The sequence below is a fragment of the Streptomyces sp. NRRL WC-3605 genome, from assembly GCF_001509795.1.
Classification (GTDB): domain Bacteria; phylum Actinomycetota; class Actinomycetes; order Streptomycetales; family Streptomycetaceae; genus Streptomyces; species Streptomyces viridochromogenes.
In genome coordinates, this window is record NZ_LLZN01000001.1 from 186799 (window position 1) to 210530 (window position 23732).

A 23732-nucleotide genomic window follows, 5' to 3' on the forward strand; every position below is an offset into this window, starting at 1 on the left:
CACCCCCCGTACGACAAGCAGAACGTGGGAGGGCCTGCTCGGCCCCGACCACGACTCCTAAGAACACACAGGAGCAGTAGTGAGCAAGCGCAGCAAGTCTCTCCGCGCTGCGGACGCCAAGATCGACCGGGAGAAGCTCTACGCCCCGCTCGAGGCCGTCCGTCTCGCCAAGGAGACCTCCACGACCAAGTTCGACGGCACCGTCGAGGTCGCCTTCCGCCTGGGTGTCGACCCGCGCAAGGCCGACCAGATGGTCCGTGGCACCGTGAACCTTCCGCACGGCACCGGTAAGACCGCCCGGGTCCTGGTCTTCGCGACCGGTGACCGTGCCGAGGCCGCGCGTGCCGCGGGCGCCGACATCGTCGGTGCCGACGAGCTCATCGACGAGGTGTCGAAGGGCCGTCTGGACTTCGACGCCGTCGTCGCCACCCCGGACCTCATGGGCAAGGTCGGCCGTCTCGGCCGCGTCCTCGGCCCCCGTGGTCTGATGCCGAACCCGAAGACCGGCACCGTCACGCCGGACGTCGCCAAGGCTGTCAACGACATCAAGGGCGGCAAGATCGAGTTCCGCGTCGACAAGCACTCGAACCTGCACTTCATCATCGGCAAGACGTCGTTCGACGACACCAAGCTGGTGGAGAACTACGGCGCGGCCCTGGAGGAGATCCTCCGTCTGAAGCCGTCCGCCGCGAAGGGTCGCTACATCAAGAAGGCCGCCATCAGCACCACGATGGGCCCCGGCATTCCGGTCGACTCCAACCGCACCCGCAACCTCCTCGTCGAGGAGGACCCGGCCGCGGTCTGAGCCTTCCAGCTCACCGAAGTCGGACACGGGCCCCGCACCTTCTGGGTGCGGGGCCCGTTCCCTGTCCCCACCCGCTGTGTCCGTGCCCTGGGTTAACGTGCCTTCACGGGAACCGCACGGGGGGACGCATGACGAGCACGAGGGCACACCGGCCGGCGTCGTGGACCGCCCTGCCGGCCGCGCTGGCGGCTCTGGCCGCCTGCACCGCCCCCGACGGCTCCGCGGGCCCCGAGCGCACCGCGCCCGCCCCGGCCGTGACGGCCGCCCTGCGCCAGGCCGAGCGGTCCACCGACCGCGCCGCGTCCTCGTACGTGGAGTCCACGACCACCATGGGCTCCGCGCTCTCCATGACGGCCCGCGGCACCCTCGCCTGGCGCGGCCCTCTCACCGGCACCCTGCGCATCCGGTACACGGGCGGCAGCACGGCCGAGACGATGCGCCGCCTGGGCACGACGTCGATGGAGGCCCGCTACCTCCCCGACGCGTACTACGCGCGGATGGGCGAGCTGTTCGCCGGCAAGACCGACGGCAGGCACTGGATCCGGTACGCCTACGACGACCTGGAGCGCCTCGCGGGCAGTTCCGGCGCCGACCTCGCCGACCGGATGCGCGACACCGCGCCGCACACCTCGGTGAAGCGGCTCCTCGCGTCCTCGGACGTCCGCAGGGTCGGCGAGGAGACCGTGCGGGGCACGCGGGCCACGCACTACTCCGGCACGGTGCCGGGGGAGGGCGCGGACGCGCAGACCGTCGACATCTGGGTCGACGACCGGCACCTGCTCGTCAAGAAGGTCGAGAAGGGCCGCACGGCCACGGGGGCGCTGACCCAGACCGCCTACTACCGCGGCTACGGCGTCGGGGTCACGGTCCGCAAGCCACCGGCCGGGGACACCGCCGACCTGCAGGAACTCCTCGGGAGCGGGCCGCGGAGCTGATGCCGTAAGGGGCGATTTGCCTGACGGCGACGGCGTCCCGTACTCTCCTACAGAAGCCAAAGACCGCTGGTCGTTGCCGTGCGCTCGGATGAGGGTGCGGTGGCCGAAGGATCCGCTGATTAGCGGACGACCCGCGCAGGTGTCAGTGGAAGAACTCCCGGAGTGCGCACAGCCTGTGTGCAATACCGGTCGAGTCCGCCCCGTGCGCCTGCGCCGGGGCGTTTCGTTTTCCCCAGTCCTCCTTCGGGTCCGCGCGGTCAGAATCACCCGGAAGGAGGCCGAGACTCTATGGCGAGGCCCGACAAGGCTGCCGCAGTGGCGGAGTTGACGGAGCAGTTCCGCAACTCCAGCGCTGCCGTGCTGACCGAGTACCGCGGTCTCACCGTGGCGCAGCTCAAGACGCTGCGTCGTTCGCTCGGTGAGAACGCCCAGTACGCCGTGGTGAAGAACACGCTGACCAAGATTGCGGCCAACGAGGCCGGGATCTCGACGCTGGACGACCTGTTCAACGGTCCGACGGCTGTCGCCTTCGTCACCGGTGACCCGGTGGAGTCGGCTAAGGGTCTGCGCGACTTCGCCAAGGACAACCCGAATCTCGTCATCAAGGGCGGTGTCCTTGACGGCAAGGCGCTGTCCGCCGACGAGATCAAGAAGCTTGCGGACCTCGAGTCCCGCGAGGTTCTGCTCGCCAAGCTGGCGGGCGCTCTGAAGGGCAAGCAGACGCAGGCTGCTCAGGTCTTCCAGGCGCTCCCGTCGAAGCTCGTCCGCACCGTGGACGCGCTTCGTGCCAAGCAGGACGAGCAGGGCGGTGCCGAGTAATTCGGCTCGCACGATGACCGCCGCCGCCTGAGGCGGAGGTCGTAGCGGGCCAACGTACGCCCGCCAGCACATGTACATCCGGCACCTGCCGAATTAGTGGAAGGAAAGCCATCGTGGCTCTCACCCAGGACGAACTGCTCGCCGAGTTCGAGGGCATGACCCTCATCCAGCTCTCCGAGTTCGTGAAGGCGTTCGAGGAGAAGTTCGACGTCACTGCCGCTGCCGCCGTCGCCGTTGCCGGCCCGGCCGGTCCGGCCGCCGCCGCCGAGGCCCCGGAGGAGAAGGACGAGTTCGACGTCATCCTCACCGGTGCCGGCGACAAGAAGATCCAGGTCATCAAGGTCGTGCGTGAGCTGACCTCCCTCGGCCTGAAGGAGGCCAAGGACCTGGTCGACGGTGCGCCGAAGCCGGTTCTGGAGAAGGTCAACAAGGAGGCCGCGGACAAGGCCAAGGAGTCCCTCGAGGGCGCCGGCGCCTCCGTCGAGGTCAAGTAAGACCTTCACGAACGCAGCGGCCCGCTAGGGCTGTAACGCGAGCGTACCGAGGAGCGATCATCCATTCGGGTGGTCGCTCTTCGGCGTTCCCGGGGTGTGGCCGCGGTTGCCTTGCACCGCGTTCGTCGGGGGGTATGGTGATCTTCGTCGTGTCCCTGGTCGGCCCGGGGTTCGGGTATGAGGGCCTTGACGAACCGCACGCAGCGCGCAATTCTCAGGACGCGTCGTCACAAGGATCCGTATCCGAGGCATGGATCGGCGACGAAGAGGGCAGTATCAACGTGCGTTGAAGGCAGGCATGGCGCAGGCGTTGAGAACAATGAGGGTCTCTGAAAACCGGGACTGGACATCAGTGTGCCAAGTGGCTACACTGACCCTTTGCGCTGCCTGTTAGCTGTCCCCTGCCCGTCACCAGGGGTCTGCCCTCGCCTCAGTATCGCCGACCGGACATCTCCGACCTGGCCCAACAGCCGGATCGGACGAGGTCTGTCCCGATGTGGGAGTGAGGGGCCGGTACGCGCGTAGTGAGTCCGAGCCCTCGGAAGGACCCCCTCTTGGCCGCCTCGCGCAACGCCTCGACCGCGAATACGAACAACGGCGCCAGCACCGCCCCGCTGCGCATCTCTTTTGCAAAGATCAAGGAGCCCCTCGAGGTTCCGAACCTGCTCGCGCTGCAGACCGAGAGCTTCGACTGGCTGCTCGGCAACACCGCCTGGCAGAGTCGGGTCGAGGCGGCTCTGGAGTCCGGTCAGGACGTCCCCACCAAGTCCGGCCTCGAGGAGATCTTCGAGGAGATCTCCCCGATCGAGGACTTCTCCGGGTCGATGTCGCTGACGTTCCGCGACCACCGTTTCGAGCCCCCGAAGAACAGCATCGACGAGTGCAAGGAGCGCGACTTCACGTACGCGGCCCCGCTCTTCGTCACCGCCGAGTTCACGAACAACGAGACCGGCGAGATCAAGTCCCAGACGGTCTTCATGGGCGACTTCCCGCTCATGACCAACAAGGGCACCTTCGTCATCAACGGCACCGAGCGTGTCGTGGTGTCGCAGCTGGTCCGCTCGCCCGGCGTCTACTTCGACTCCTCCATCGACAAGACGTCCGACAAGGACATCTTCTCCGCCAAGATCATCCCGTCCCGTGGTGCCTGGCTCGAGATGGAGATCGACAAGCGCGACATGGTCGGTGTGCGCATCGACCGCAAGCGCAAGCAGTCCGTCACCGTCCTCCTGAAGGCGCTCGGCTGGACCACCGAGCAGATCCTCGAGGAGTTCGGCGAGTACGAGTCGATGCGCGCCACCCTGGAGAAGGACCACACCCAGGGCCAGGACGACGCGCTGCTCGACATCTACCGCAAGCTGCGTCCGGGCGAGCCCCCCACGCGTGAGGCCGCGCAGACGCTGCTCGAGAACCTCTACTTCAACCCCAAGCGCTACGACCTCGCCAAGGTCGGCCGCTACAAGGTCAACAAGAAGCTGGGTGCGGACGCTCCGCTGGACGCGGGCATCCTGACCGTCGAGGACGTCATCTCGACGATCAAGTACCTGGTCAAGCTGCACGCGGGCGAGACCGAGACGGTCGCCGACAGCGGTCAGAGCATCGTCGTCGAGACCGACGACATCGACCACTTCGGCAACCGTCGTCTGCGCAGCGTCGGCGAGCTCATCCAGAACCAGGTCCGTACGGGTCTGGCTCGTATGGAGCGCGTCGTGCGCGAGCGCATGACCACCCAGGACGTCGAGGCGATCACGCCGCAGACCCTGATCAACATCCGGCCGGTCGTCGCCTCCATCAAGGAGTTCTTCGGCACCAGCCAGCTGTCGCAGTTCATGGACCAGAACAACCCGCTGTCCGGGCTGACGCACAAGCGTCGTCTGTCCGCGCTCGGCCCGGGTGGTCTGTCCCGTGAGCGGGCCGGCTTCGAGGTCCGTGACGTCCACCCGTCGCACTACGGCCGCATGTGCCCGATCGAGACGCCCGAAGGCCCGAACATCGGTCTGATCGGTTCGCTCGCCTCGTACGGCCGCGTCAACGCGTTCGGGTTCGTCGAGACCCCGTACCGCAAGGTCGTCGACGGTCAGGTCACCGACGAGGTGGACTACCTGACGGCCGACGAGGAGGACCGCTTCGTCATCGCGCAGGCCAACGCCACGCTCAACGACGACATGCGGTTCGAGGAGGCCCGGGTCCTGGTCCGCCGTCGTGGCGGCGAGGTCGACTACGTCCCCGGTGACGACGTCGACTACATGGACGTGTCGCCGCGCCAGATGGTGTCGGTCGCGACCGCCATGATCCCCTTCCTCGAGCACGACGACGCCAACCGTGCCCTCATGGGCGCGAACATGATGCGTCAGGCCGTGCCGCTGATCAAGAGCGAGGCCCCGCTCGTCGGCACCGGCATGGAGTACCGCTCCGCCGTCGACGCCGGCGACGTCGTCAAGGCCGAGAAGGCCGGTGTGGTCCAGGAGGTCTCCGCGGACTACATCACCACCGCCAACGACGACGGCACGTACATCACGTACCGCCTGGCCAAGTTCGCCCGCTCCAACCAGGGCACCTCGGTCAACCAGAAGGTCATCGTCCACGAGGGCGACCGGATCATCGAGGGCCAGGTCCTGGCCGACGGTCCGGCCACCGAGAACGGCGAGATGGCCCTCGGCAAGAACCTGCTCGTGGCGTTCATGCCGTGGGAGGGTCACAACTACGAGGACGCGATCATCCTGTCGCAGCGCCTCGTGCAGGACGACGTCCTCTCCTCGATCCACATCGAGGAGCACGAGGTCGACGCCCGTGACACCAAGCTCGGCCCCGAGGAGATCACCCGGGACATCCCGAACGTCTCCGAGGAGGTCCTCGCCGACCTCGACGAGCGCGGCATCATCCGCATCGGTGCCGAGGTCATCGCCGGTGACATCCTCGTCGGCAAGGTCACGCCCAAGGGTGAGACCGAGCTGACGCCGGAGGAGCGCCTGCTCCGCGCGATCTTCGGTGAGAAGGCCCGTGAGGTCCGTGACACCTCGCTGAAGGTGCCCCACGGCGAGACCGGCAAGGTCATCGGCGTGCGCGTCTTCGACCGCGAGGAGGGCGACGAGCTTCCCCCCGGTGTGAACCAGCTGGTGCGCGTCTACGTCGCGCAGAAGCGCAAGATCACCGACGGTGACAAGCTCGCCGGCCGTCACGGCAACAAGGGCGTCATCTCCAAGATCCTGCCGATCGAGGACATGCCGTTCCTGGAGGACGGCACCCCGGTCGACATCATCCTCAACCCGCTGGGTGTCCCGTCCCGAATGAACCCGGGACAGGTCCTGGAGATCCACCTCGGCTGGCTCGCCAGCCGCGGCTGGGACGTCTCCGGCCTCGGCGAGGAGTGGGCGCAGCGCCTCCAGGCCATCGGCGCCGACCAGGTCGCCCCCGGCACCAACGTCGCGACCCCGGTCTTCGACGGTGCGCGGGAGGACGAGCTGGCGGGTCTGCTGCAGCACACCATCCCGAACCGGGACGGCGAGCGCATGGTGCAGCCGACCGGTAAGGCGCGGCTGTTCGACGGCCGCTCCGGTGAGCCGTTCCCGGACCCGATCTCCATCGGGTACATGTACATCCTGAAGCTGCACCACCTGGTCGACGACAAGCTGCACGCCCGTTCGACCGGCCCCTACTCGATGATCACCCAGCAGCCGCTGGGTGGTAAGGCCCAGTTCGGTGGCCAGCGGTTCGGCGAGATGGAGGTGTGGGCGCTGGAGGCGTACGGCGCCGCCTACGCCCTCCAGGAGCTGCTGACCATCAAGTCCGACGACGTCACCGGCCGCGTGAAGGTCTACGAGGCCATCGTCAAGGGCGAGAACATCCCCGAGCCCGGCATCCCCGAGTCCTTCAAGGTGCTCATCAAGGAGATGCAGTCGCTCTGCCTGAACGTGGAGGTGCTGTCCAGCGACGGTATGTCCATCGAGATGCGTGACACCGACGAGGACGTCTTCCGCGCTGCGGAGGAGCTCGGCATCGACCTGTCCCGGCGCGAGCCGAGCAGCGTCGAAGAGGTCTGACGGGAGTCCGGCGGGGCCCTCACCCACAGGGCCCCGCCGACCCCCAGGCCCCCGTTTCAGACCACAGACTTACAACCCTGAGAGGGATTGACGCATAGTGCTCGACGTCAACTTCTTCGATGAGCTCCGGATCGGTCTGGCCACCGCTGACGACATCCGTCAGTGGAGCCACGGCGAGGTCAAGAAGCCCGAGACCATCAACTACCGCACCCTCAAGCCCGAGAAGGACGGCCTCTTCTGCGAGAAGATCTTCGGCCCCACCCGGGACTGGGAGTGCTACTGCGGCAAGTACAAGCGTGTCCGCTTCAAGGGCATCATCTGTGAGCGCTGCGGCGTCGAGGTGACCCGCGCCAAGGTGCGCCGTGAGCGGATGGGCCACATCGAGCTGGCCGCCCCCGTCACGCACATCTGGTACTTCAAGGGTGTCCCGTCGCGCCTCGGCTACCTGCTGGACCTGGCGCCCAAGGACCTCGAGAAGGTCATCTACTTCGCGGCGTACATGATCACGTACGTCGACGAGGAGCGCCGCACCCGCGACCTGCCCTCCCTGGAGGCGCACGTCTCGGTCGAGCGCCAGCAGATCGAGAACCGCCGGGACGCCGACCTGGAGGCCCGCGCCAAGAAGCTCGAGACCGACCTGGCCGAGCTCGAGGCCGAGGGTGCCAAGGCCGACGTGCGCCGCAAGGTGCGCGAGGGTGCCGAGCGCGAGATGAAGCAGCTGCGCGACCGTGCGCAGCGCGAGATCGACCGCCTGGACGAGGTGTGGACCCGGTTCAAGAACCTCAAGGTCCAGGACCTCGAGGGTGACGAGCTCCTCTACCGCGAGCTGCGTGACCGCTTCGGCACGTACTTCGACGGCTCGATGGGTGCCGCGGCGCTGCAGAAGCGCCTGGAGTCCTTCGACCTCGACGAGGAGGCCGAGCGCCTCCGCGAGATCATCCGCACCGGCAAGGGCCAGAAGAAGACCCGTGCGCTCAAGCGCCTGAAGGTCGTCTCCGCGTTCCTGCAGACCAGCAACAGCCCCAAGGGCATGGTGCTCGACTGCGTGCCGGTCATCCCGCCGGACCTGCGTCCGATGGTGCAGCTGGACGGTGGCCGCTTCGCGACCTCCGACCTGAACGACCTGTACCGCCGTGTCATCAACCGCAACAACCGCCTGAAGCGGCTTCTCGACCTCGGCGCGCCCGAGATCATCGTGAACAACGAGAAGCGCATGCTCCAGGAGGCCGTCGACGCGCTCTTCGACAACGGCCGTCGTGGCCGGCCGGTCACCGGTCCGGGCAACCGTCCGCTGAAGTCGCTGTCCGACATGCTCAAGGGCAAGCAGGGCCGCTTCCGTCAGAACCTGCTCGGCAAGCGAGTCGACTACTCGGCGCGTTCCGTCATCGTCGTCGGCCCGCAGCTGAAGCTGCACCAGTGCGGTCTGCCCAAGGCCATGGCGCTGGAGCTCTTCAAGCCGTTCGTGATGAAGCGCCTGGTCGACCTGAACCACGCGCAGAACATCAAGAGCGCCAAGCGCATGGTGGAGCGCGGCCGCACGGTCGTGTACGACGTCCTCGAAGAGGTCATCGCCGAGCACCCGGTTCTGCTGAACCGTGCTCCCACCCTGCACCGCCTCGGCATCCAGGCCTTCGAGCCGCAGCTGGTCGAGGGCAAGGCCATCCAGATCCACCCGCTCGTCTGCACCGCGTTCAACGCGGACTTCGACGGTGACCAGATGGCCGTGCACCTGCCGCTGTCCGCGGAGGCGCAGGCCGAGGCCCGCATCCTGATGCTGTCCTCGAACAACATCCTCAAGCCCGCCGACGGCCGTCCGGTGACGATGCCGACCCAGGACATGGTCCTCGGTCTGTTCTTCCTCACCACCGACGGCGAGATGCGGGACGTGAAGGGCGAGGACCGCTCCTTCTCCTCCGTGGCCGAGGCGATCATGGCCTTCGACGCCGGCGAGCTCTCGCTCCAGTCGAAGATCGACATCCGCTTCCCGGTCGGCACCATCCCGCCGCGCGGCTGGACCCCGCCGGCGCAGGAGGAGGGCGAGCCGGAGTGGCAGCAGGGTGACTCGTTCCGTCTGCGGACGACCCTGGGCCGCGCGCTCTTCAACGAGCTGCTGCCCGAGGACTACCCGTTCGTCGACTACGAGGTCGGCAAGAAGCAGCTTTCCGAGATCGTCAACGACCTCGCCGAGCGCTACCCGAAGGTCATCGTGGCGGCGACGCTCGACAACCTGAAGGCGTCCGGCTTCTACTGGGCGACCCGTTCCGGCGTCACCGTGGCCATCTCCGACGTCGTCGTTCCCGAGGCGAAGAAGGAGATCGTCAAGGGCTACGAGGCGCAGGACGAGAAGGTCCAGAAGCAGTACGAGCGCGGTCTGATCACCAAGGACGAGCGCACGCAGGAGCTCATCGCGATCTGGACCAAGGCGACCAACGAGGTCGCCGAGGCGATGAACGACAACTTCCCGAAGACCAACCCGATCTTCATGATGGTGAACTCGGGTGCACGAGGCAACATGATGCAGATGCGTCAGATCGCCGGTATGCGTGGTCTGGTGTCGAACGCGAAGAACGAGACGATCCCGCGTCCGATCAAGGCGTCGTTCCGTGAGGGCCTGTCCGTGCTGGAGTACTTCATCTCCACGCACGGTGCCCGTAAGGGTCTGGCGGACACCGCCCTGCGTACCGCCGACTCGGGTTACCTGACCCGTCGTCTGGTGGACGTCTCGCAGGACGTCATCATCCGCGAGGAGGACTGCGGCACCGAGCGCGGTCTGAAGCTGCGGATCGCCAACCGCGGCGCCGACGGTGTGCTGCGCAAGGCGGACGACGTCGAGACCAGCGTCTACGCCCGCATGCTCGCCGAGGACGTCGTCATCGACGGCAAGGTGATCGCGCCGGCCAACGTGGACCTGGGCGACGTGCTCATCGACCAGCTGGTGCACCACGGTGTCGAGGAGGTCAAGACCCGTTCGATCCTGACCTGCGAGTCCCAGGTCGGCACCTGCGCCATGTGCTACGGCCGCTCGCTGGCCACCGGCAAGCTGGTCGACATCGGTGAGGCGGTCGGCATCATCGCCGCCCAGTCCATCGGTGAGCCCGGTACCCAGCTGACGATGCGTACCTTCCACACCGGTGGTGTGGCCGGTGACGACATCACCCAGGGTCTGCCGCGTGTCGTCGAGCTCTTCGAGGCCCGTACCCCGAAGGGTGTCGCCCCGATCTCCGAGGCCACCGGCCGCGTGCGGATCGAGGAGACCGAGAAGACCAAGAAGATCGTCGTCACCCCGGACGACGGCAGCGACGAGACGGCGTACCCGATCTCGAAGCGTGCCCGTCTCCTGGTCAGCGAGGGCGAGCACGTCGAGGTGGGTCAGAAGCTCACCGTGGGTGCCACCAACCCGCACGACGTGCTGCGCATCCTGGGTCAGCGTGCCGTCCAGGTCCACCTGGTCGGCGAGGTCCAGAAGGTCTACAACTCGCAGGGTGTGTCGATCCACGACAAGCACATCGAGATCATCATCCGGCAGATGCTCCGCCGTGTGACGATCATCGAGTCGGGCGACGCCGAGCTGCTGCCCGGCGAGCTGGTCGAGCGCTCGAAGTTCGAGACCGAGAACCGTCGTGTGGTCCAGGAGGGCGGTCACCCGGCCTCCGGCCGGCCGCAGCTCATGGGTATCACCAAGGCCTCGCTGGCCACGGAGTCCTGGCTGTCGGCGGCGTCCTTCCAGGAGACGACGCGAGTCCTCACGGACGCGGCGATCAACGCCAAGTCCGACTCGCTCATCGGCCTCAAGGAGAACGTCATCATCGGTAAGCTCATCCCGGCCGGTACGGGTCTGTCCCGCTACCGCAACATCCGGGTCGAGCCGACCGAGGAGGCCAAGGCCGCGATGTACTCGGCCGTCGGCTACGACGACATCGACTACTCGCCGTTCGGCACCGGCTCCGGCCAGGCCGTTCCGCTGGAGGACTACGACTACGGTCCGTACAACCAGTAAGCGAGCGATCGTGTGAAGGGCGGTCACCCCTCGGGGTGGCCGCCCTTCGGCGTGTCCGGGGCCGGCTCGGGGGTCTCTCAGGGGATCTCTCGGCAACTCTCAGGGTGCGACCCCGATGCCCGGACCGCCGGTTCGGCGCATGATGGAGGGACTCCGACCGTTACGGGGGAGGTGCTCCATGACTCAGCCGTCGTGGCCGCCGTGGAAGCCCTGGCAGGGGCCCGGACCGCAGCCGTGGCAGAAGGGCGCGGGCGGTGCGCCGCAGCCCTGGGCCCAGGCCGCCGCCCCCGCGATGCTCGCCTCGCACGCCGACCGTGAGCGCGCCGTGGACGTGCTCAGGGCCGGGTTCGGCGAGGGGCGCCTGGAGAAGCCCGAGTTCGAGCAGCGGGTCGCGAGGGCCTACGCGGCCCGTACGGTGGGGGAGCTGGCCCTGCTGGTGGCCGACCTGCCCCAGGGGCCCATGCCGCTGCCGGCGCCCGTCACGCCGGTGCCGCGGACCTTCCTGCCGTACGACCGGCCGCGGACCAACGGCAAGGCGGTCGGTTCGGCCGTCTGCGGGGTGCTCTGCCTGATGAGTTTCGGCCTGGCCGGCATACCGGCCGTCGTGCTGGGGCACTCGGCCCGCGCCGAGATACGGCGCACGGGGGAGAGCGGTGACGGGCTCGCCCTGACGGGGCTCGTTCTCGGCTGGCTGTCGAACGCGGCGTGGGCGGCGCTGCTGACGCTGATGATCGTGGCCGCGGCCGTGTCCGCGTGACGGTGGGCGGGTGCGCGGTGAGAGGGCTGTGACGTGGCCGGATCGACCGGACGAAGATCGTCTACGCCGTGTGGTCTTGACATCGGCCGTATGGCGATGCGGGCGAGACCCATTTGTTTTGACCGCAGCGAATGCGATAGGTACGCTCAGACCTTGTGCCTGGGGTGTGCCCTGGCTCTTGTGCGTGCCTTCAGACCGTACAGCGAGCTGTGAGCGGCCACCGTGATCTGTGCTCTTTTCGCCTCGCGGCGGGAGTCCGCCGGATTCGACACACCCGACCGCGTGGGTCGGTGACGTTCCAGGTTAGCTTCACCATTCGGCACACAGAAACCGGAGAAGTAGTGCCTACGATCCAGCAGCTGGTCCGCAAGGGCCGGCAGGACAAGGTCGAGAAGAACAAGACGCCCGCACTCGAGGGTTCCCCTCAGCGTCGTGGCGTCTGCACGCGTGTGTTCACGACCACCCCGAAGAAGCCGAACTCGGCCCTGCGTAAGGTCGCGCGTGTGCGTCTGACCAGCGGGATCGAGGTCACCGCTTACATTCCGGGTGAGGGACACAACCTGCAGGAGCACTCCATCGTGCTCGTGCGCGGCGGCCGTGTGAAGGACCTGCCGGGTGTTCGCTACAAGATCATCCGCGGCTCCCTCGACACCCAGGGTGTCAAGAACCGCAAGCAGGCCCGCAGCCGCTACGGCGCCAAGAAGGAGAAGTAAGAATGCCTCGTAAGGGCCCCGCCCCGAAGCGCCCGGTCATCATCGACCCGGTCTACGGCTCTCCTCTGGTGACCTCCCTGATCAACAAGGTGCTGCTGAACGGCAAGCGCTCCACCGCCGAGCGCATCGTCTACGGCGCCATGGAGGGTCTGCGTGAGAAGACGGGCAACGACCCGATCATCACGCTGAAGCGCGCGCTTGAGAACATCAAGCCGACCCTCGAGGTCAAGTCCCGCCGTGTCGGTGGTGCGACGTACCAGGTTCCGATCGAGGTCAAGCCCGGTCGCGCCAACACGCTCGCGCTGCGCTGGCTGGTCGGTTACTCCCGCGCCCGTCGCGAGAAGACCATGACCGAGCGTCTGCTCAACGAGCTCCTCGACGCCTCCAACGGCCTGGGTGCCGCTGTGAAGAAGCGCGAGGACACGCACAAGATGGCCGAGTCCAACAAGGCCTTCGCGCACTACCGCTGGTAGTCGCTACCCACATCGAGACCGAGAGAAGACTGAAGCCTTATGGCTACCACTTCACTTGACCTGGCCAGGGTCCGAAACATCGGGATCATGGCCCACATCGACGCGGGCAAGACGACCACCACCGAGCGGATTCTGTTCTACACCGGTGTGTCCTACAAGATCGGTGAGGTCCACGACGGCGCTGCCACCATGGACTGGATGGAGCAGGAGCAGGAGCGTGGCATCACGATCACGTCTGCTGCCACCACCTGTCACTGGCCGCTCGAAGACAACGACTACACCATCAACATCATCGACACCCCGGGGCACGTCGACTTCACCGTCGAGGTGGAGCGATCCCTGCGTGTGCTCGACGGTGCTGTGACGGTGTTCGACGGTGTCGCCGGTGTCGAGCCGCAGTCCGAGACGGTGTGGCGTCAGGCCGACCGTTACGGCGTCCCCCGCATCTGCTTCGTCAACAAGCTGGACCGTACCGGCGCCGAGTTCCACCGCTGCGTGGACATGATCTCGGACCGCCTGGGCGCCCAGCCGCTCGTCATGCAGCTCCCGATCGGCGCCGAGGCCGACTTCAAGGGCGTCGTGGACCTGGTCCGCATGAAGGCGCTCGTGTGGTCCGCCGAGGCCGCCAAGGGCGAGATGTACGACGTCGTCGACATCCCGGCCACGCACACCGAGGCCGCCGAGGAGTGGCGCGGCAAGCTGGTCGAGGCCGTCGCGGAGAACGACGAAGAGATCATGGAGCTGTACCTCGAGGGCCAGGAGCCCACCGAGGAGCAGCTGTACGCCGCGATCCGTCGCATCACCATCGCGTCCGGCAAGTCCAGCGACACCACGGTCACCCCGGTGTTCTGTGGCACCGCGTTCAAGAACAAGGGCGTCCAGCCCCTGCTCGACGCGGTCGTGCGCTACCTGCCGACCCCGCTCGACGTCGAGGCCATCGAGGGCCACGACGTGAAGGACCCCGAGCTGGTCGTCAAGCGCAAGCCGTCCGACGACGAGCCGCTGTCCGCGCTGGCGTTCAAGATCATGAGCGACCCGCACCTCGGCAAGCTCACCTTCGTCCGGGTCTACTCGGGCCGCCTGGAGTCCGGCACCGCCGTGCTGAACTCCGTCAAGGGCAAGAAGGAGCGCATCGGCAAGATCTACCGCATGCACGCGAACAAGCGTGAGGAGATCGAGTCGGTGGGCGCCGGCGACATCGTCGCCGTCATGGGCCTGAAGCAGACCACCACCGGTGAGACGCTGTCCGACGACAAGCAGCCGGTGATCCTGGAGTCCATGGACTTCCCGGCGCCGGTCATCCAGGTCGCGATCGAGCCCAAGTCCAAGGGTGACCAGGAGAAGCTGGGTGTCGCCATCCAGCGTCTCGCGGAGGAGGACCCCTCCTTCCAGGTTCACTCGGACGAGGAGACCGGCCAGACCATCATCGGCGGTATGGGCGAGCTGCACCTCGAGGTGCTGGTCGACCGTATGCGCCGTGAGTTCAAGGTCGAGGCGAACGTCGGCAAGCCGCAGGTCGCCTACCGCGAGACGATCCGCAAGGCCGTCGAGCGCGTCGACTACACGCACAAGAAGCAGACTGGTGGTACCGGCCAGTTCGCCAAGGTGCAGATCGCGATCGAGCCGATCGAGGGCGGCGACGCCTCGTACGAGTTCGTGAACAAGGTCACCGGTGGCCGTATCCCGAAGGAGTACATCCCTTCGGTCGACGCCGGTGCGCAGGAGGCCATGCAGTTCGGCATCCTCGCGGGCTACGAGATGACCGGCGTGCGCGTCACGCTGATCGACGGTGGCTACCACGAGGTCGACTCCTCCGAGCTCGCGTTCAAGATCGCCGGCTCGCAGGCCTTCAAGGAGGCCGCGCGCAAGGCCAGCCCCGTGCTGCTCGAGCCGATGATGGCCGTCGAGGTCACCACGCCCGAGGACTACATGGGCGAGGTCATCGGTGACATCAACTCCCGCCGTGGCCAGATCCAGGCCATGGAGGAGCGGGCGGGTGCTCGCGTCGTGAAGGGCCTCGTGCCCCTCTCGGAGATGTTCGGTTACGTCGGCGACCTGCGCAGCAAGACGTCCGGCCGGGCCAGCTACTCCATGCAGTTCGACTCCTACGCCGAGGTTCCGCGGAACGTCGCCGAGGAGATCATCGCGAAGGCCAAGGGCGAGTAACGCACCGCGTTCACACGCTTTAGGCTTGACTCCGGAGCCTCAGGGGGCATTCCACCGCAACAGCGGGCGGAATGCCCCCGGGCCCGGGCTTTCCAGCAAAGATCACCTGGCGCCGATGAAGCAAGGCGTTCAGAACCACTCCACAGGAGGACCCCGTGGCGAAGGCGAAGTTCGAGCGGACTAAGCCCCACGTCAACATCGGCACCATCGGTCACATCGACCACGGTAAGACGACCCTCACGGCCGCCATTACCAAGGTGCTGCACGACGCGTACCCGGACCTGAACGAGGCCTCGGCCTTCGACCAGATCGACAAGGCTCCCGAGGAGCGCCAGCGCGGTATCACCATCTCCATCGCGCACGTCGAGTACCAGACCGAGACGCGTCACTACGCCCACGTCGACTGCCCCGGTCACGCGGACTACATCAAGAACATGATCACGGGTGCGGCGCAGATGGACGGCGCCATCCTCGTGGTCGCCGCCACCGACGGCCCGATGCCGCAGACCAAGGAGCACGTGCTCCTGGCCCGCCAGGTCGGCGTTCCGTACATCGTCGTCGCCCTGAACAAGGCCGACATGGTGGACGACGAGGAGATCCTGGAGCTCGTCGAGCTCGAGGTGCGTGAGCTCCTCTCCGAGTACGAGTTCCCGGGCGACGACGTTCCCGTCGTCAAGGTCTCGGCGCTCAAGGCGCTCGAGGGCGACAAGGAGTGGGGCCAGTCGGTCCTGGACCTGATGGCCGCCGTCGACGAGGCGATCCCGCAGCCCGAGCGTGACGTCGACAAGCCGTTCCTGATGCCGATCGAGGACGTCTTCACCATCACCGGTCGCGGTACGGTCGTCACCGGCCGTATCGAGCGTGGTGTCCTCAAGGTCAACGAGACCGTCGACATCATCGGCATCAAGACCGAGAAGACCACCACCACGGTCACCGGCATCGAGATGTTCCGCAAGCTGCTCGACGAGGGCCAGGCCGGTGAGAACGTCGGTCTGCTGCTCCGCGGCATCAAGCGCGAGGACGTCGAGCGCGGCCAGGTCATCATCAAGCCCGGTTCGGTCACGCCGCACACCGAGTTCGAGGCCCAGGCCTACATCCTGTCCAAGGACGAGGGTGGCCGCCACACGCCGTTCTTCAACAACTACCGTCCGCAGTTCTACTTCCGTACGACGGACGTGACCGGCGTCGTGACCCTCCCCGAGGGCACCGAGATGGTCATGCCGGGTGACAACACCGAGATGAAGGTGGAGCTCATCCAGCCCGTCGCCATGGAAGAGGGCCTGAAGTTCGCCATCCGTGAGGGTGGCCGGACGGTCGGCGCCGGCCAGGTCACCAAGATCAACAAGTAATCTTGTCGGTCTGACCTGGTAGCTCCAGCGCGAGCACCTGAAGGGGCCCGCACGACTTCGGTCGTGCGGGCCCTTTCGCATGCCCGGAGACAGGTCCGGACGCGGTCCGTCAGGGAGTGCGGCGCAGCCCGTCGACCAGGACCGCGGCCAGCCGGCGGGCGTCGTAGCCGGGGTCGTTCTCGGCGCCGATGCAGAGGTTGCCGACGCCGCGCAGCAGGGTGAGGGCCTGGACGTCGTCGCGGATCTCGCCGGCGGCGACGGCCGCGGACAGCAGGTCGGCGCAGACGGGCACCAGGCGGTCCAGGAAGTAGTCGTGCAGGGCGGTGAAGCCGGACTGGTCGGAGCGCAGCACGGCGGCGAGGCCGTGCTTGGTGACCAGGAAGTCCACGAACAGGTCGATCCACCGCCGCAGAGCCGCGTGCGGGGTCGCGGCCTCGGCGAGCAGCGCGGGGCCGGCCTCGGCGCAGGCGTCCACCTGGTGCCGGTAGACGGCGATGATCAGGTCCGCGCGAGTCGGGAAGTGCCGGTAGAGGGTGCCCGTGCCGACGCCGGCCCGGGCGGCGATGTCACGCACCGGGGCGTCCACGCCCGAGGTGACGAAGACCGCGGCGGCCGCGTCGAGCAGCGTCTCCTTGTTGCGCCGGGCGTCCTTCCGCCGGGACGGGGCCGCGCTCGTGCCGCGCTGCTCGCTCTCGCTCACCGCGTCGCTCCTCGCTCTCTCACCGGGTCTCCGCATGGTCTCACGCAGGCGGGAACCAGCCGTCGCACGCCGGCGCTTGCAGAAACGGAACAACGTTCCGTATCGTGGGAGGCGTACCGGAACGCTGTTCCGTTTCCAGTGTAGGAGGCTCCCATGCAGTACCGCACGCTCGGCCGCACCGGCGTCCAGGTCAGCACCCTCGCGCTCGGCGCCATGAACTTCGGCGCCATCGGGCGCACCACCCAGGACGAGGCCACCGCCATCGTCGACGCGGCCCTGGAGGCCGGCGTCAACCTCATCGACACCGCCGACTTCTACGGCGAGGGCGAGTCCGAGGAGATGGTCGGCAAGGCCATCGCGGGCCGCCGCGACGACATCGTGCTGGCCACCAAGGCGACCATGCCGATCGGGGAGGAGCGCAATCATCGGGGCAGCTCCCGCCGCTGGCTCTACAAGGCCCTCGACGACAGCCTGCGCCGCCTCGGCGTGGACCACGTCGACCTGTTCCAGATCCACCGCTGGGACCCCACCACCAGCGACGAGGAGACCCTGTCGGCCCTCACCGACCTCCAGCGCGCCGGGAAGATCCGCTACTTCGGCTCCTCCACCTTCCCCGCGTACCGCATCGTGCAGGCGCAGTGGGCCGCCCGCGAGCTGCGGCTCGGCCGGTACGTCACCGAGCAGCCCAGCTACTCGATCCTCCAGCGCGGCATCGAGTCGCACGTCCTGCCGGTGACCCAGGAGTACGGCCTCGGGGTGCTCGTGTGGAGCCCGCTCGCCTCGGGCTGGCTGTCCGGCGCGGTCCGCAAGGGACGTGAGGTGACCACGAGCCGGTCGCGGATGCTGCCCGAGCGGTTCGACCTCTCGGTCCCCTCCAACCAGGCCCGCAGCAAGGCCGTGGAGCGGCTGGCCGAGGTCGCCGACCAGGCCGGTCTCACCCTGATCCAGCTGGCCCTGGGATTCGTGAACGCGCACCCCGCCGTGACCGCCGCGCTCATCGGCCCCCGCACGCTCGACCACCTGCGCTCGCAGCTCGCCGCAGCCGACACCGTGCTCCCCTCCGACGTCCTCGACGCGATCGACGAGATCGTCGCCCCCGGCACGGATCTGGCCCCGCAGGAGAAGTTCGACACGCCGCCCGCCCTGCTCGACGCGTCCCTGCGCCGCCGCTGACCGGGACGGACGGCCCTGATGTCCAGCACCCCCCGGCCGAGCTTCGGGATCATGACCGCACCCTCCCAGGTCGGCTACGACGACGTCGTGCGCGTCTGGCGCGAGGCGGACGCGCTGCCGGAGATCGAGCACGCCTGGCTCTTCGACCACCTCATGCCCATCTTCGGCGACCCCGAGGGCCCGGTGTTCGAGGGCTGGACGCTGCTCGCGGCCCTCGCGGCGCAGACCGAGCGGCTCCGGCTCGGCGTGATGGTGACCAGCAACCGGTTCCGCGCGCCCGCGCATCTGGCCAAGATCGCGACGACCGTCGACGTCGTCTCCGGCGGCCGGCTCGACTTCGGCATCGGGGTCGGCTCACGGCCCCACCCGCCGGAGGCCCGGCGCGAGTACCCCGCCCACGGGCTGCCCTTCCTGGAGCCGGCCCAGGCGGTGGAGAGCCTCGCCGAGGCGTGCACGGTGATCCGCCGGCTGTGGACCGCGGAGGAGCCGTTCGACTTCCACGGCACCCATCACCGGCTGACCGGCGCCTTCGCCGGCCTCAAGCCCGTGCAGCGACCGCACCCGCCGATCCTCGTCGGCGGCCGCGCGGCCACGACCCTGCGGGTGGCCGCCGAGCACGCGGACCTGTGGAACATCCCCGGCGGCGGGGACATCGAGGACGTGGCCGGCCGCAGCCGGCTGCTGGACCGCCACTGCATCGAGATCGGGCGTGACCCGGCCTCGCTCGTCCGCTCGGTCCACCTGCCCGTGGACGTCGGCCGGCCCGCCGCCGTGCGGGCGTCCGTCGGGCAGGCCCTCGACGCCGGCTTCCGGCACATCGTGCTCGGGCTGCCGGTGCCGTTTCCCGAGGGCATCGCCCCATGGGTGGCGGAGGAGGTGATCCGTCCGTCGGCGGGATGAGCGCGGGCTGAACACCTCGCGCGTGCACGGGTATTGACGTGCCGCTCGGCCAGACCATACCGTCCGCCCCATCCCTAATGTTTCGGTAGCGTGTTCGAAACATTCGAGAATGACGACGGGAATGGAAGCCCTCGTATGAGACCCCTTCGCTTCGCCACCGCGGCCCTCGCCACCGCAGCACTGGCCCTGCCGCTCCTGGGCGGTTCGGCGTCCGCCGCCTCGCCGGCCGGTCCCAAGGCGCCACTGCACTCCCACGCTTCACCCGACAAGCTGCGCGCGGCCGCCCCCGAAGGTTTCGTGATCGGCACGGCGGTGGCCGGCGGCGGTCACCACCTGGAGCAGGACTACCCGGACCCCTTCACGTACGACCAGGAGTACCGGAAGGTCCTGGGGCGGGAGTTCAGCTCGGTCTCGCCCGAGAACCAGATGAAGTGGGAGTACATCCATCCCGAGCGCGACCGCTACGACTTCGGGCAGGCGGACGCGATCGTCGAGTTCGCCCGCAGGAACCACCAAGTGGTGCGCGGCCACACGCTGTTGTGGCACAGCCAGAACCCCGGGTGGCTGGAGAAGGGCGACTTCACCAAGGAGGAGCTGCGCGGCATCCTGCGCGAGCACATCACCAAGGTGGTCGGCCGGTACAAGGGCAGGATCCAGCAGTGGGACGTGGCGAACGAGATCTTCGACGACCAGGGCAACCTGCGCACTCAGGACAACATCTGGATCCGTGAGCTCGGCCCCGGCGTCGTCGCGGACGCGTTCCGCTGGGCGCACAAGGCGGACCCGAAGGCGAAGCTGTTCTTCAACGACTACAACGTCGAGAGCGTCAACGCGAAGAGTGACGCGTACTACGCCCTGGTGAAGGAGCTGCGCGCGCAGCGGGTGCCGGTGCACGGCTTCTCCGTGCAGGGCCACCTGAGCACGCGCTACGGCTTCCCCGGCGACCTCGCCGACAACCTGCGCCGGTTCGACGCGCTCGGTCTGGAGACCGCGGTCACGGAGCTGGACGTCCGCATGGACGTGCCGGAGGGCTCGCTCCCGACCCCGGCCCAGGAGAAGCAGCAGGCCGAGTACTACCAGCGGATGCTGCGGGCGTGCCTGGAGGTCGACGGCTGCAACTCGTTCACCATCTGGGGCTTCACCGACAAGTACTCGTGGGTCCCGGTGTTCTTCCAGGGCGAGGGCTTCGCGACGGTCATGACGGACGACTTCGACCGCAAGCCGGCGTACTACGCGCTGCGCGACACCCTGAAGGACGCCCGTCAGGACGGCTGCGGCAAGGGCGGCCCGAAGGGCCCGAAGCACCGCGAGCACTGAGTCCTCCGAACCACCGCCCCGGCCCGGTCGTCCGCCACCGGTCCGGGGCGGTTCCATGCTCACGCGGGTGGCGCGGTGGCTTCCGTGCGCATCCGAACCGTGTCCACAGTCCGCACACGATGTCCAGATAGCGGACATTCGGGCCCGCCCCTTGGTATCCGCGAAACACAGGGGTAACACTGACAGGGTTGGGCGCCCTGTCGTATACGAGATCTGTGTACGGACGAGGGCGCCGACGTCCCGCGCGCGGCAACGGCGCCGAGCGCCCCCACCGGTGCCGTACCGGTGAAGCCGTGCCAGAAAGGGACCTGCCCCGTGACCTCGCGACCCGACCCCAAGACCTCCCTCGACCGTCTGCGCGCCGAGGTGGAGCGCCGCAACCCCGCGGAGCCCGAGTTCCACCAGGCCGCCCGAGAGGTCCTGGAGACGCTCGCGCCCGTGCTCGCCGCGCGGCCCGAGTACGCGGAGCCGGGGCTCGTGGAGCGGCTGGTCGAGCCGGAGCGGCAGATCATGTTCCGGGTCCCGTGGCAGGACGACCAGGGGCGGGTCCACGTCAACCGCGGCTTCCGCGTCGAGTTCAACAGCGCCCTCGGCCCGTACAAGGGCGGTCTGCGCTTCCACCCCTCGGTGAACCTCGGCATCATCAAGTTCCTGGGCTTCGAGCAGATCTTCAAGAACGCGCTCACCGGGCTCGGCATCGGCGGCGGCAAGGGCGGCAGCGACTTCGACCCGCAGGGCCGCAGCGACGCCGAGGTCATGCGCTTCTGCCAGTCCTTCATGAGCGAGCTGTACCGGCACATCGGCGAGTACACCGACATCCCGGCCGGTGACATCGGTGTCGGCGGCCGGGAGATCGGCTATCTGTTCGGCCAGTACCGGCGCATCACCAACCGCTGGGAGGGCGGCGTCCTCACCGGCAAGAGCGCGGGCTGGGGCGGCTCGCTGATCCGCCCGGAGGCCACCGGGTACGGCAACGTGCTCTTCACCGAGGCCATGCTGCGCGCCCGCGGCGAGGACCTGGAGGGGCAGACCGCGGTCGTCTCCGGCTCCGGCAACGTGGCGATCTACACCATCCAGAAGCTGGCCGCCCTCGGCGCCAACCCGGTCACCTGCTCCGACTCCAGCGGCTACGTCGTCGACGAGAAGGGCATCGACCTGGAGCTGCTGCGCCAGATCAAGGAGGTCGAGCGGGGCCGGGTGAGCGCGTACGCCGAACGCCGGGGCGCCTCCGCCCGGTTCGTGCCGGACGGTCGTGTCTGGGAGGTCCCGGCGGACGTGGCGCTGCCGTCGGCCACGCAGAACGAACTGAACGCCGTCGACGCCGACGCCCTGATCCGCAACGGCGTGAAGGCGGTCTCCGAGGGCGCGAACATGCCCACCACGCCCGAGGCCGTGCAGCTGTTCCAGCGGGCCGGCGTGGCCTTCGGGCCCGGCAAGGCGGCCAACGCCGGCGGGGTCGCCGTCAGCGCGCTGGAGATGACCCAGAACGCCTCCCGTACCTCGTGGAAGGCCGACCAGGTCGAGCGCGAGCTGGCGCGGATCATGAGCGACATCCACACCACCTGCGCCGAGACGGCCGAGCGCTACGGTGCCGCGGGCGACTACGTGACCGGCGCGAACATCGCCGGCTTCGAGCGGGTGGCGGACGCGATGCTGGCCCAGGGCGTCATCTGACACGCCGGGGGAGGCGCGCGCACGGCGGCCCAGGGTTTGACCTGCGTCACGCTCGGGGTATTCTCTCCGGCTCGATTGGCCAGGCCCCTGCCCCGTATGGCAGACTAGCGGGGTTGCTCGGTCGAGTGTTGATGCTGCGCGCCTCCCGCCGGGAGGACCGGAAGCGAGTCCCACAGTACTCGTCGCCCTAACTGCCATCACGGCAGCGCTGGGGCGGACGTACGGGAATCTTTCGGGAAGTGTCAGTGCGGCACCGGCCAGGCACCCGGTGGGCCTCCTAGCTCCCGGCTTGCGGTTCCGGAAGGGCCGTGTTCCCACGCAGGGATGTTCGAACAAGGGACATCTGTGTCAGCGGGAGCGCGACACGCCCGACCGCGTGGGTCGGAGGAGGTCAAGGGAACACCGGGTTCCAGAGCGTATGAGAGACAGGACTACTGAGTAGCCATGGCGGGACAGAAGATCCGCATCCGGCTCAAGGCCTACGACCACGAGGTCATCGACTCTTCGGCGAAGAAGATCGTCGAGACGGTGACTCGCACTGGTGCGTCGGTCGCGGGCCCGGTGCCGCTGCCCACTGAGAAGAACGTGTACTGCGTCATCAAGTCGCCGCACAAGTACAAGGACTCGCGCGAGCACTTCGAGATGCGCACGCACAAGCGCCTGATCGACATCCTCGACCCGACCCCCAAGACCGTTGACTCTCTGATGCGACTCGACCTCCCGGCCGGTGTCGACATCGAGATCAAGCTCTGAGGCCGGTGATCTGAACGATGGCTAAGCAGATCAAGGGCATCCTGGGCGAGAAGCTCGGCATGACGCAGGTGTGGGACGCGAACAACCGCGTCGTCCCGGTCACCGTCGTCAAGGCGGGCCCCAACGTCGTCACCCAGGTCCGTACGAACGACGTCGACGGCTACGAGTCGGTCCAGATCGCCTTCGGCGAGATCGACCCGCGCAAGGTGAACAAGCCCCTCAAGGGCCACTTCGCCAAGGCCGACGTCACCCCCCGTCGCCACCTCGTCGAGATCCGCACCGCTGACGCCTCCGAGTACACGCTCGGCCAGGAAGTCACGGCCGAGGTCTTCGAGGCCGGCGTGAAGGTCGACGTCACCGGCAAGAGCAAGGGCAAGGGCTTCGCCGGTGTCATGAAGCGTCACAACTTCAAGGGCCTCGGCGCCGGTCACGGCACCCAGCGCAAGCACCGCTCGCCCGGTTCCATCGGTGGCTGCGCCACCCCGGGCCGTGTGTTCAAGGGCCTCCGCATGGCGGGTCGCATGGGCAACGAGCGGGTCACCACCCAGAACCTGACCGTCCACGCCGTTGACGCGGAGAAGGGTCTGCTGCTCATCAAGGGCGCGGTTCCCGGTCCGAACGGCGGCCTCGTCCTGGTCCGCACCGCGGCCAAGGGGGCCTGAGGTAA

The 23732-nt window shown here is 67.9% G+C and carries 18 protein-coding genes; 17 read left to right on the plus strand and 1 reads right to left on the minus strand.

The features are described from left to right. The first annotated feature begins 79 nt into the window (after window positions 1-79). From rplA to tuf, 11 genes are all read left to right on the plus strand, one after another. Entirely contained in the window at window positions 80-805 is a 726-nt protein-coding gene (rplA, locus tag ADL34_RS00945; protein WP_062664059.1) for a 50S ribosomal protein L1, read from the plus strand. A 128-nt stretch (window positions 806-933) separates the two neighbouring features. Further along, complete coding sequence (locus ADL34_RS00950; RefSeq protein ID WP_062664057.1) at window positions 934-1740, plus strand: hypothetical protein; 807 nt, start codon at window positions 934-936, stop codon at window positions 1738-1740. 288 nt (window positions 1741-2028) lie between these two features. Next, window positions 2029-2559, plus strand: coding sequence for a 50S ribosomal protein L10 (gene rplJ / locus ADL34_RS00955; protein ID WP_055622549.1), 531 nt, complete (start codon window positions 2029-2031; stop codon window positions 2557-2559). A gap of 110 nt (window positions 2560-2669) precedes the next feature. Beyond that, window positions 2670-3053, plus strand: a complete 384-nt coding sequence (gene rplL, locus ADL34_RS00960) for a 50S ribosomal protein L7/L12 (protein WP_107115549.1) — start codon at window positions 2670-2672, stop codon at window positions 3051-3053. 554 nt (window positions 3054-3607) lie between these two features. Next, window positions 3608-7093, plus strand: a complete 3486-nt coding sequence (gene rpoB, locus ADL34_RS00965; RefSeq protein WP_062664055.1) for a DNA-directed RNA polymerase subunit beta — start codon at window positions 3608-3610, stop codon at window positions 7091-7093. A gap of 97 nt (window positions 7094-7190) precedes the next feature. Further along, on the plus strand, window positions 7191-11090 hold the full coding sequence (locus ADL34_RS00970) for a DNA-directed RNA polymerase subunit beta' (RefSeq protein WP_062664053.1): 3900 nt from the start codon (window positions 7191-7193) through the stop codon (window positions 11088-11090). 178 nt (window positions 11091-11268) lie between these two features. Beyond that, the gene (locus tag ADL34_RS00975) at window positions 11269-11847 is read left to right on the plus strand and encodes a DUF1707 and DUF4190 domain-containing protein (protein ID WP_079033968.1); all 579 of its coding nucleotides are present in this window, start codon (window positions 11269-11271) and stop codon (window positions 11845-11847) included. A 341-nt stretch (window positions 11848-12188) separates the two neighbouring features. Then, complete coding sequence (gene rpsL / locus ADL34_RS00980) at window positions 12189-12560, plus strand: 30S ribosomal protein S12 (protein WP_003948652.1); 372 nt, start codon at window positions 12189-12191, stop codon at window positions 12558-12560. A gap of 2 nt (window positions 12561-12562) precedes the next feature. Next, the gene (gene rpsG / locus ADL34_RS00985; RefSeq protein WP_003992340.1) at window positions 12563-13033 is read left to right on the plus strand and encodes a 30S ribosomal protein S7; all 471 of its coding nucleotides are present in this window, start codon (window positions 12563-12565) and stop codon (window positions 13031-13033) included. A gap of 39 nt (window positions 13034-13072) precedes the next feature. Then, complete coding sequence (gene fusA, locus ADL34_RS00990) at window positions 13073-15199, plus strand: elongation factor G (protein ID WP_062664051.1); 2127 nt, start codon at window positions 13073-13075, stop codon at window positions 15197-15199. Between the two features lie 155 nt (window positions 15200-15354). Beyond that, window positions 15355-16548, plus strand: coding sequence for an elongation factor Tu (tuf, locus tag ADL34_RS00995; protein ID WP_030860906.1), 1194 nt, complete (start codon window positions 15355-15357; stop codon window positions 16546-16548). A 109-nt stretch (window positions 16549-16657) separates the two neighbouring features. On the opposite strand, the gene ADL34_RS01000 is transcribed toward tuf, so the two are convergent. Beyond that, window positions 16658-17248, minus strand: a complete 591-nt coding sequence (locus ADL34_RS01000; protein ID WP_062664049.1) for a TetR/AcrR family transcriptional regulator — start codon at window positions 17246-17248, stop codon at window positions 16658-16660. A 153-nt stretch (window positions 17249-17401) separates the two neighbouring features. Here ADL34_RS01000 and ADL34_RS01005 point away from each other — a divergent pair, with 153 nt between their 5' ends. From ADL34_RS01005 to rplC, 6 genes are all read left to right on the plus strand, one after another. Beyond that, window positions 17402-18421, plus strand: a complete 1020-nt coding sequence (locus ADL34_RS01005; RefSeq protein ID WP_062664047.1) for an aldo/keto reductase — start codon at window positions 17402-17404, stop codon at window positions 18419-18421. A gap of 18 nt (window positions 18422-18439) precedes the next feature. Then, on the plus strand, window positions 18440-19321 hold the full coding sequence (locus ADL34_RS01010; RefSeq protein ID WP_062664045.1) for an LLM class flavin-dependent oxidoreductase: 882 nt from the start codon (window positions 18440-18442) through the stop codon (window positions 19319-19321). Window positions 19322-19456: 135 nt separating this feature from the next. Beyond that, the gene (locus tag ADL34_RS01015; protein ID WP_062664043.1) at window positions 19457-20638 is read left to right on the plus strand and encodes an endo-1,4-beta-xylanase; all 1182 of its coding nucleotides are present in this window, start codon (window positions 19457-19459) and stop codon (window positions 20636-20638) included. Window positions 20639-20953: 315 nt separating this feature from the next. Beyond that, window positions 20954-22312 (plus strand): NADP-specific glutamate dehydrogenase, encoded by a 1359-nt coding sequence (gene gdhA / locus ADL34_RS01020; RefSeq protein ID WP_062664041.1) that lies wholly within the window; start codon window positions 20954-20956, stop codon window positions 22310-22312. A gap of 444 nt (window positions 22313-22756) precedes the next feature. Beyond that, a complete protein-coding gene (gene rpsJ / locus ADL34_RS01025) occupies window positions 22757-23065 on the plus strand; it encodes a 30S ribosomal protein S10 (RefSeq protein WP_003948644.1) in 309 nt (102 codons plus the stop codon). Between the two features lie 17 nt (window positions 23066-23082). Then, window positions 23083-23727, plus strand: a complete 645-nt coding sequence (rplC, locus tag ADL34_RS01030) for a 50S ribosomal protein L3 (protein WP_055622540.1) — start codon at window positions 23083-23085, stop codon at window positions 23725-23727. Window positions 23728-23732: the final 5 nt, after the last annotated feature.

Excerpts from the sequence above, each read along its gene's own strand:
- fusA (WP_062664051.1), top strand. The coding sequence starts at position 13,073 with ATGGCTACCACTTCACTTGACCTGGCCAGGGTCCGAAACATCGGGATC.
- rpsJ (WP_003948644.1), top strand. The coding sequence starts at position 22,757 with ATGGCGGGACAGAAGATCCGCATCCGGCTCAAGGCCTACGACCACGAG.
- ADL34_RS01005 (WP_062664047.1), top strand. The coding sequence starts at position 17,402 with ATGCAGTACCGCACGCTCGGCCGCACCGGCGTCCAGGTCAGCACCCTC.
- rplJ (WP_055622549.1), top strand. The coding sequence starts at position 2,029 with ATGGCGAGGCCCGACAAGGCTGCCGCAGTGGCGGAGTTGACGGAGCAG.
- ADL34_RS01015 (WP_062664043.1), top strand. The coding sequence starts at position 19,457 with ATGAGACCCCTTCGCTTCGCCACCGCGGCCCTCGCCACCGCAGCACTG.
- ADL34_RS00950 (WP_062664057.1), top strand. The coding sequence starts at position 934 with ATGACGAGCACGAGGGCACACCGGCCGGCGTCGTGGACCGCCCTGCCG.
- ADL34_RS00975 (WP_079033968.1), top strand. The coding sequence starts at position 11,269 with ATGACTCAGCCGTCGTGGCCGCCGTGGAAGCCCTGGCAGGGGCCCGGA.
- rpsG (WP_003992340.1), top strand. The coding sequence starts at position 12,563 with ATGCCTCGTAAGGGCCCCGCCCCGAAGCGCCCGGTCATCATCGACCCG.
- ADL34_RS01010 (WP_062664045.1), top strand. The coding sequence starts at position 18,440 with ATGTCCAGCACCCCCCGGCCGAGCTTCGGGATCATGACCGCACCCTCC.
- rplC (WP_055622540.1), top strand. The coding sequence starts at position 23,083 with ATGGCTAAGCAGATCAAGGGCATCCTGGGCGAGAAGCTCGGCATGACG.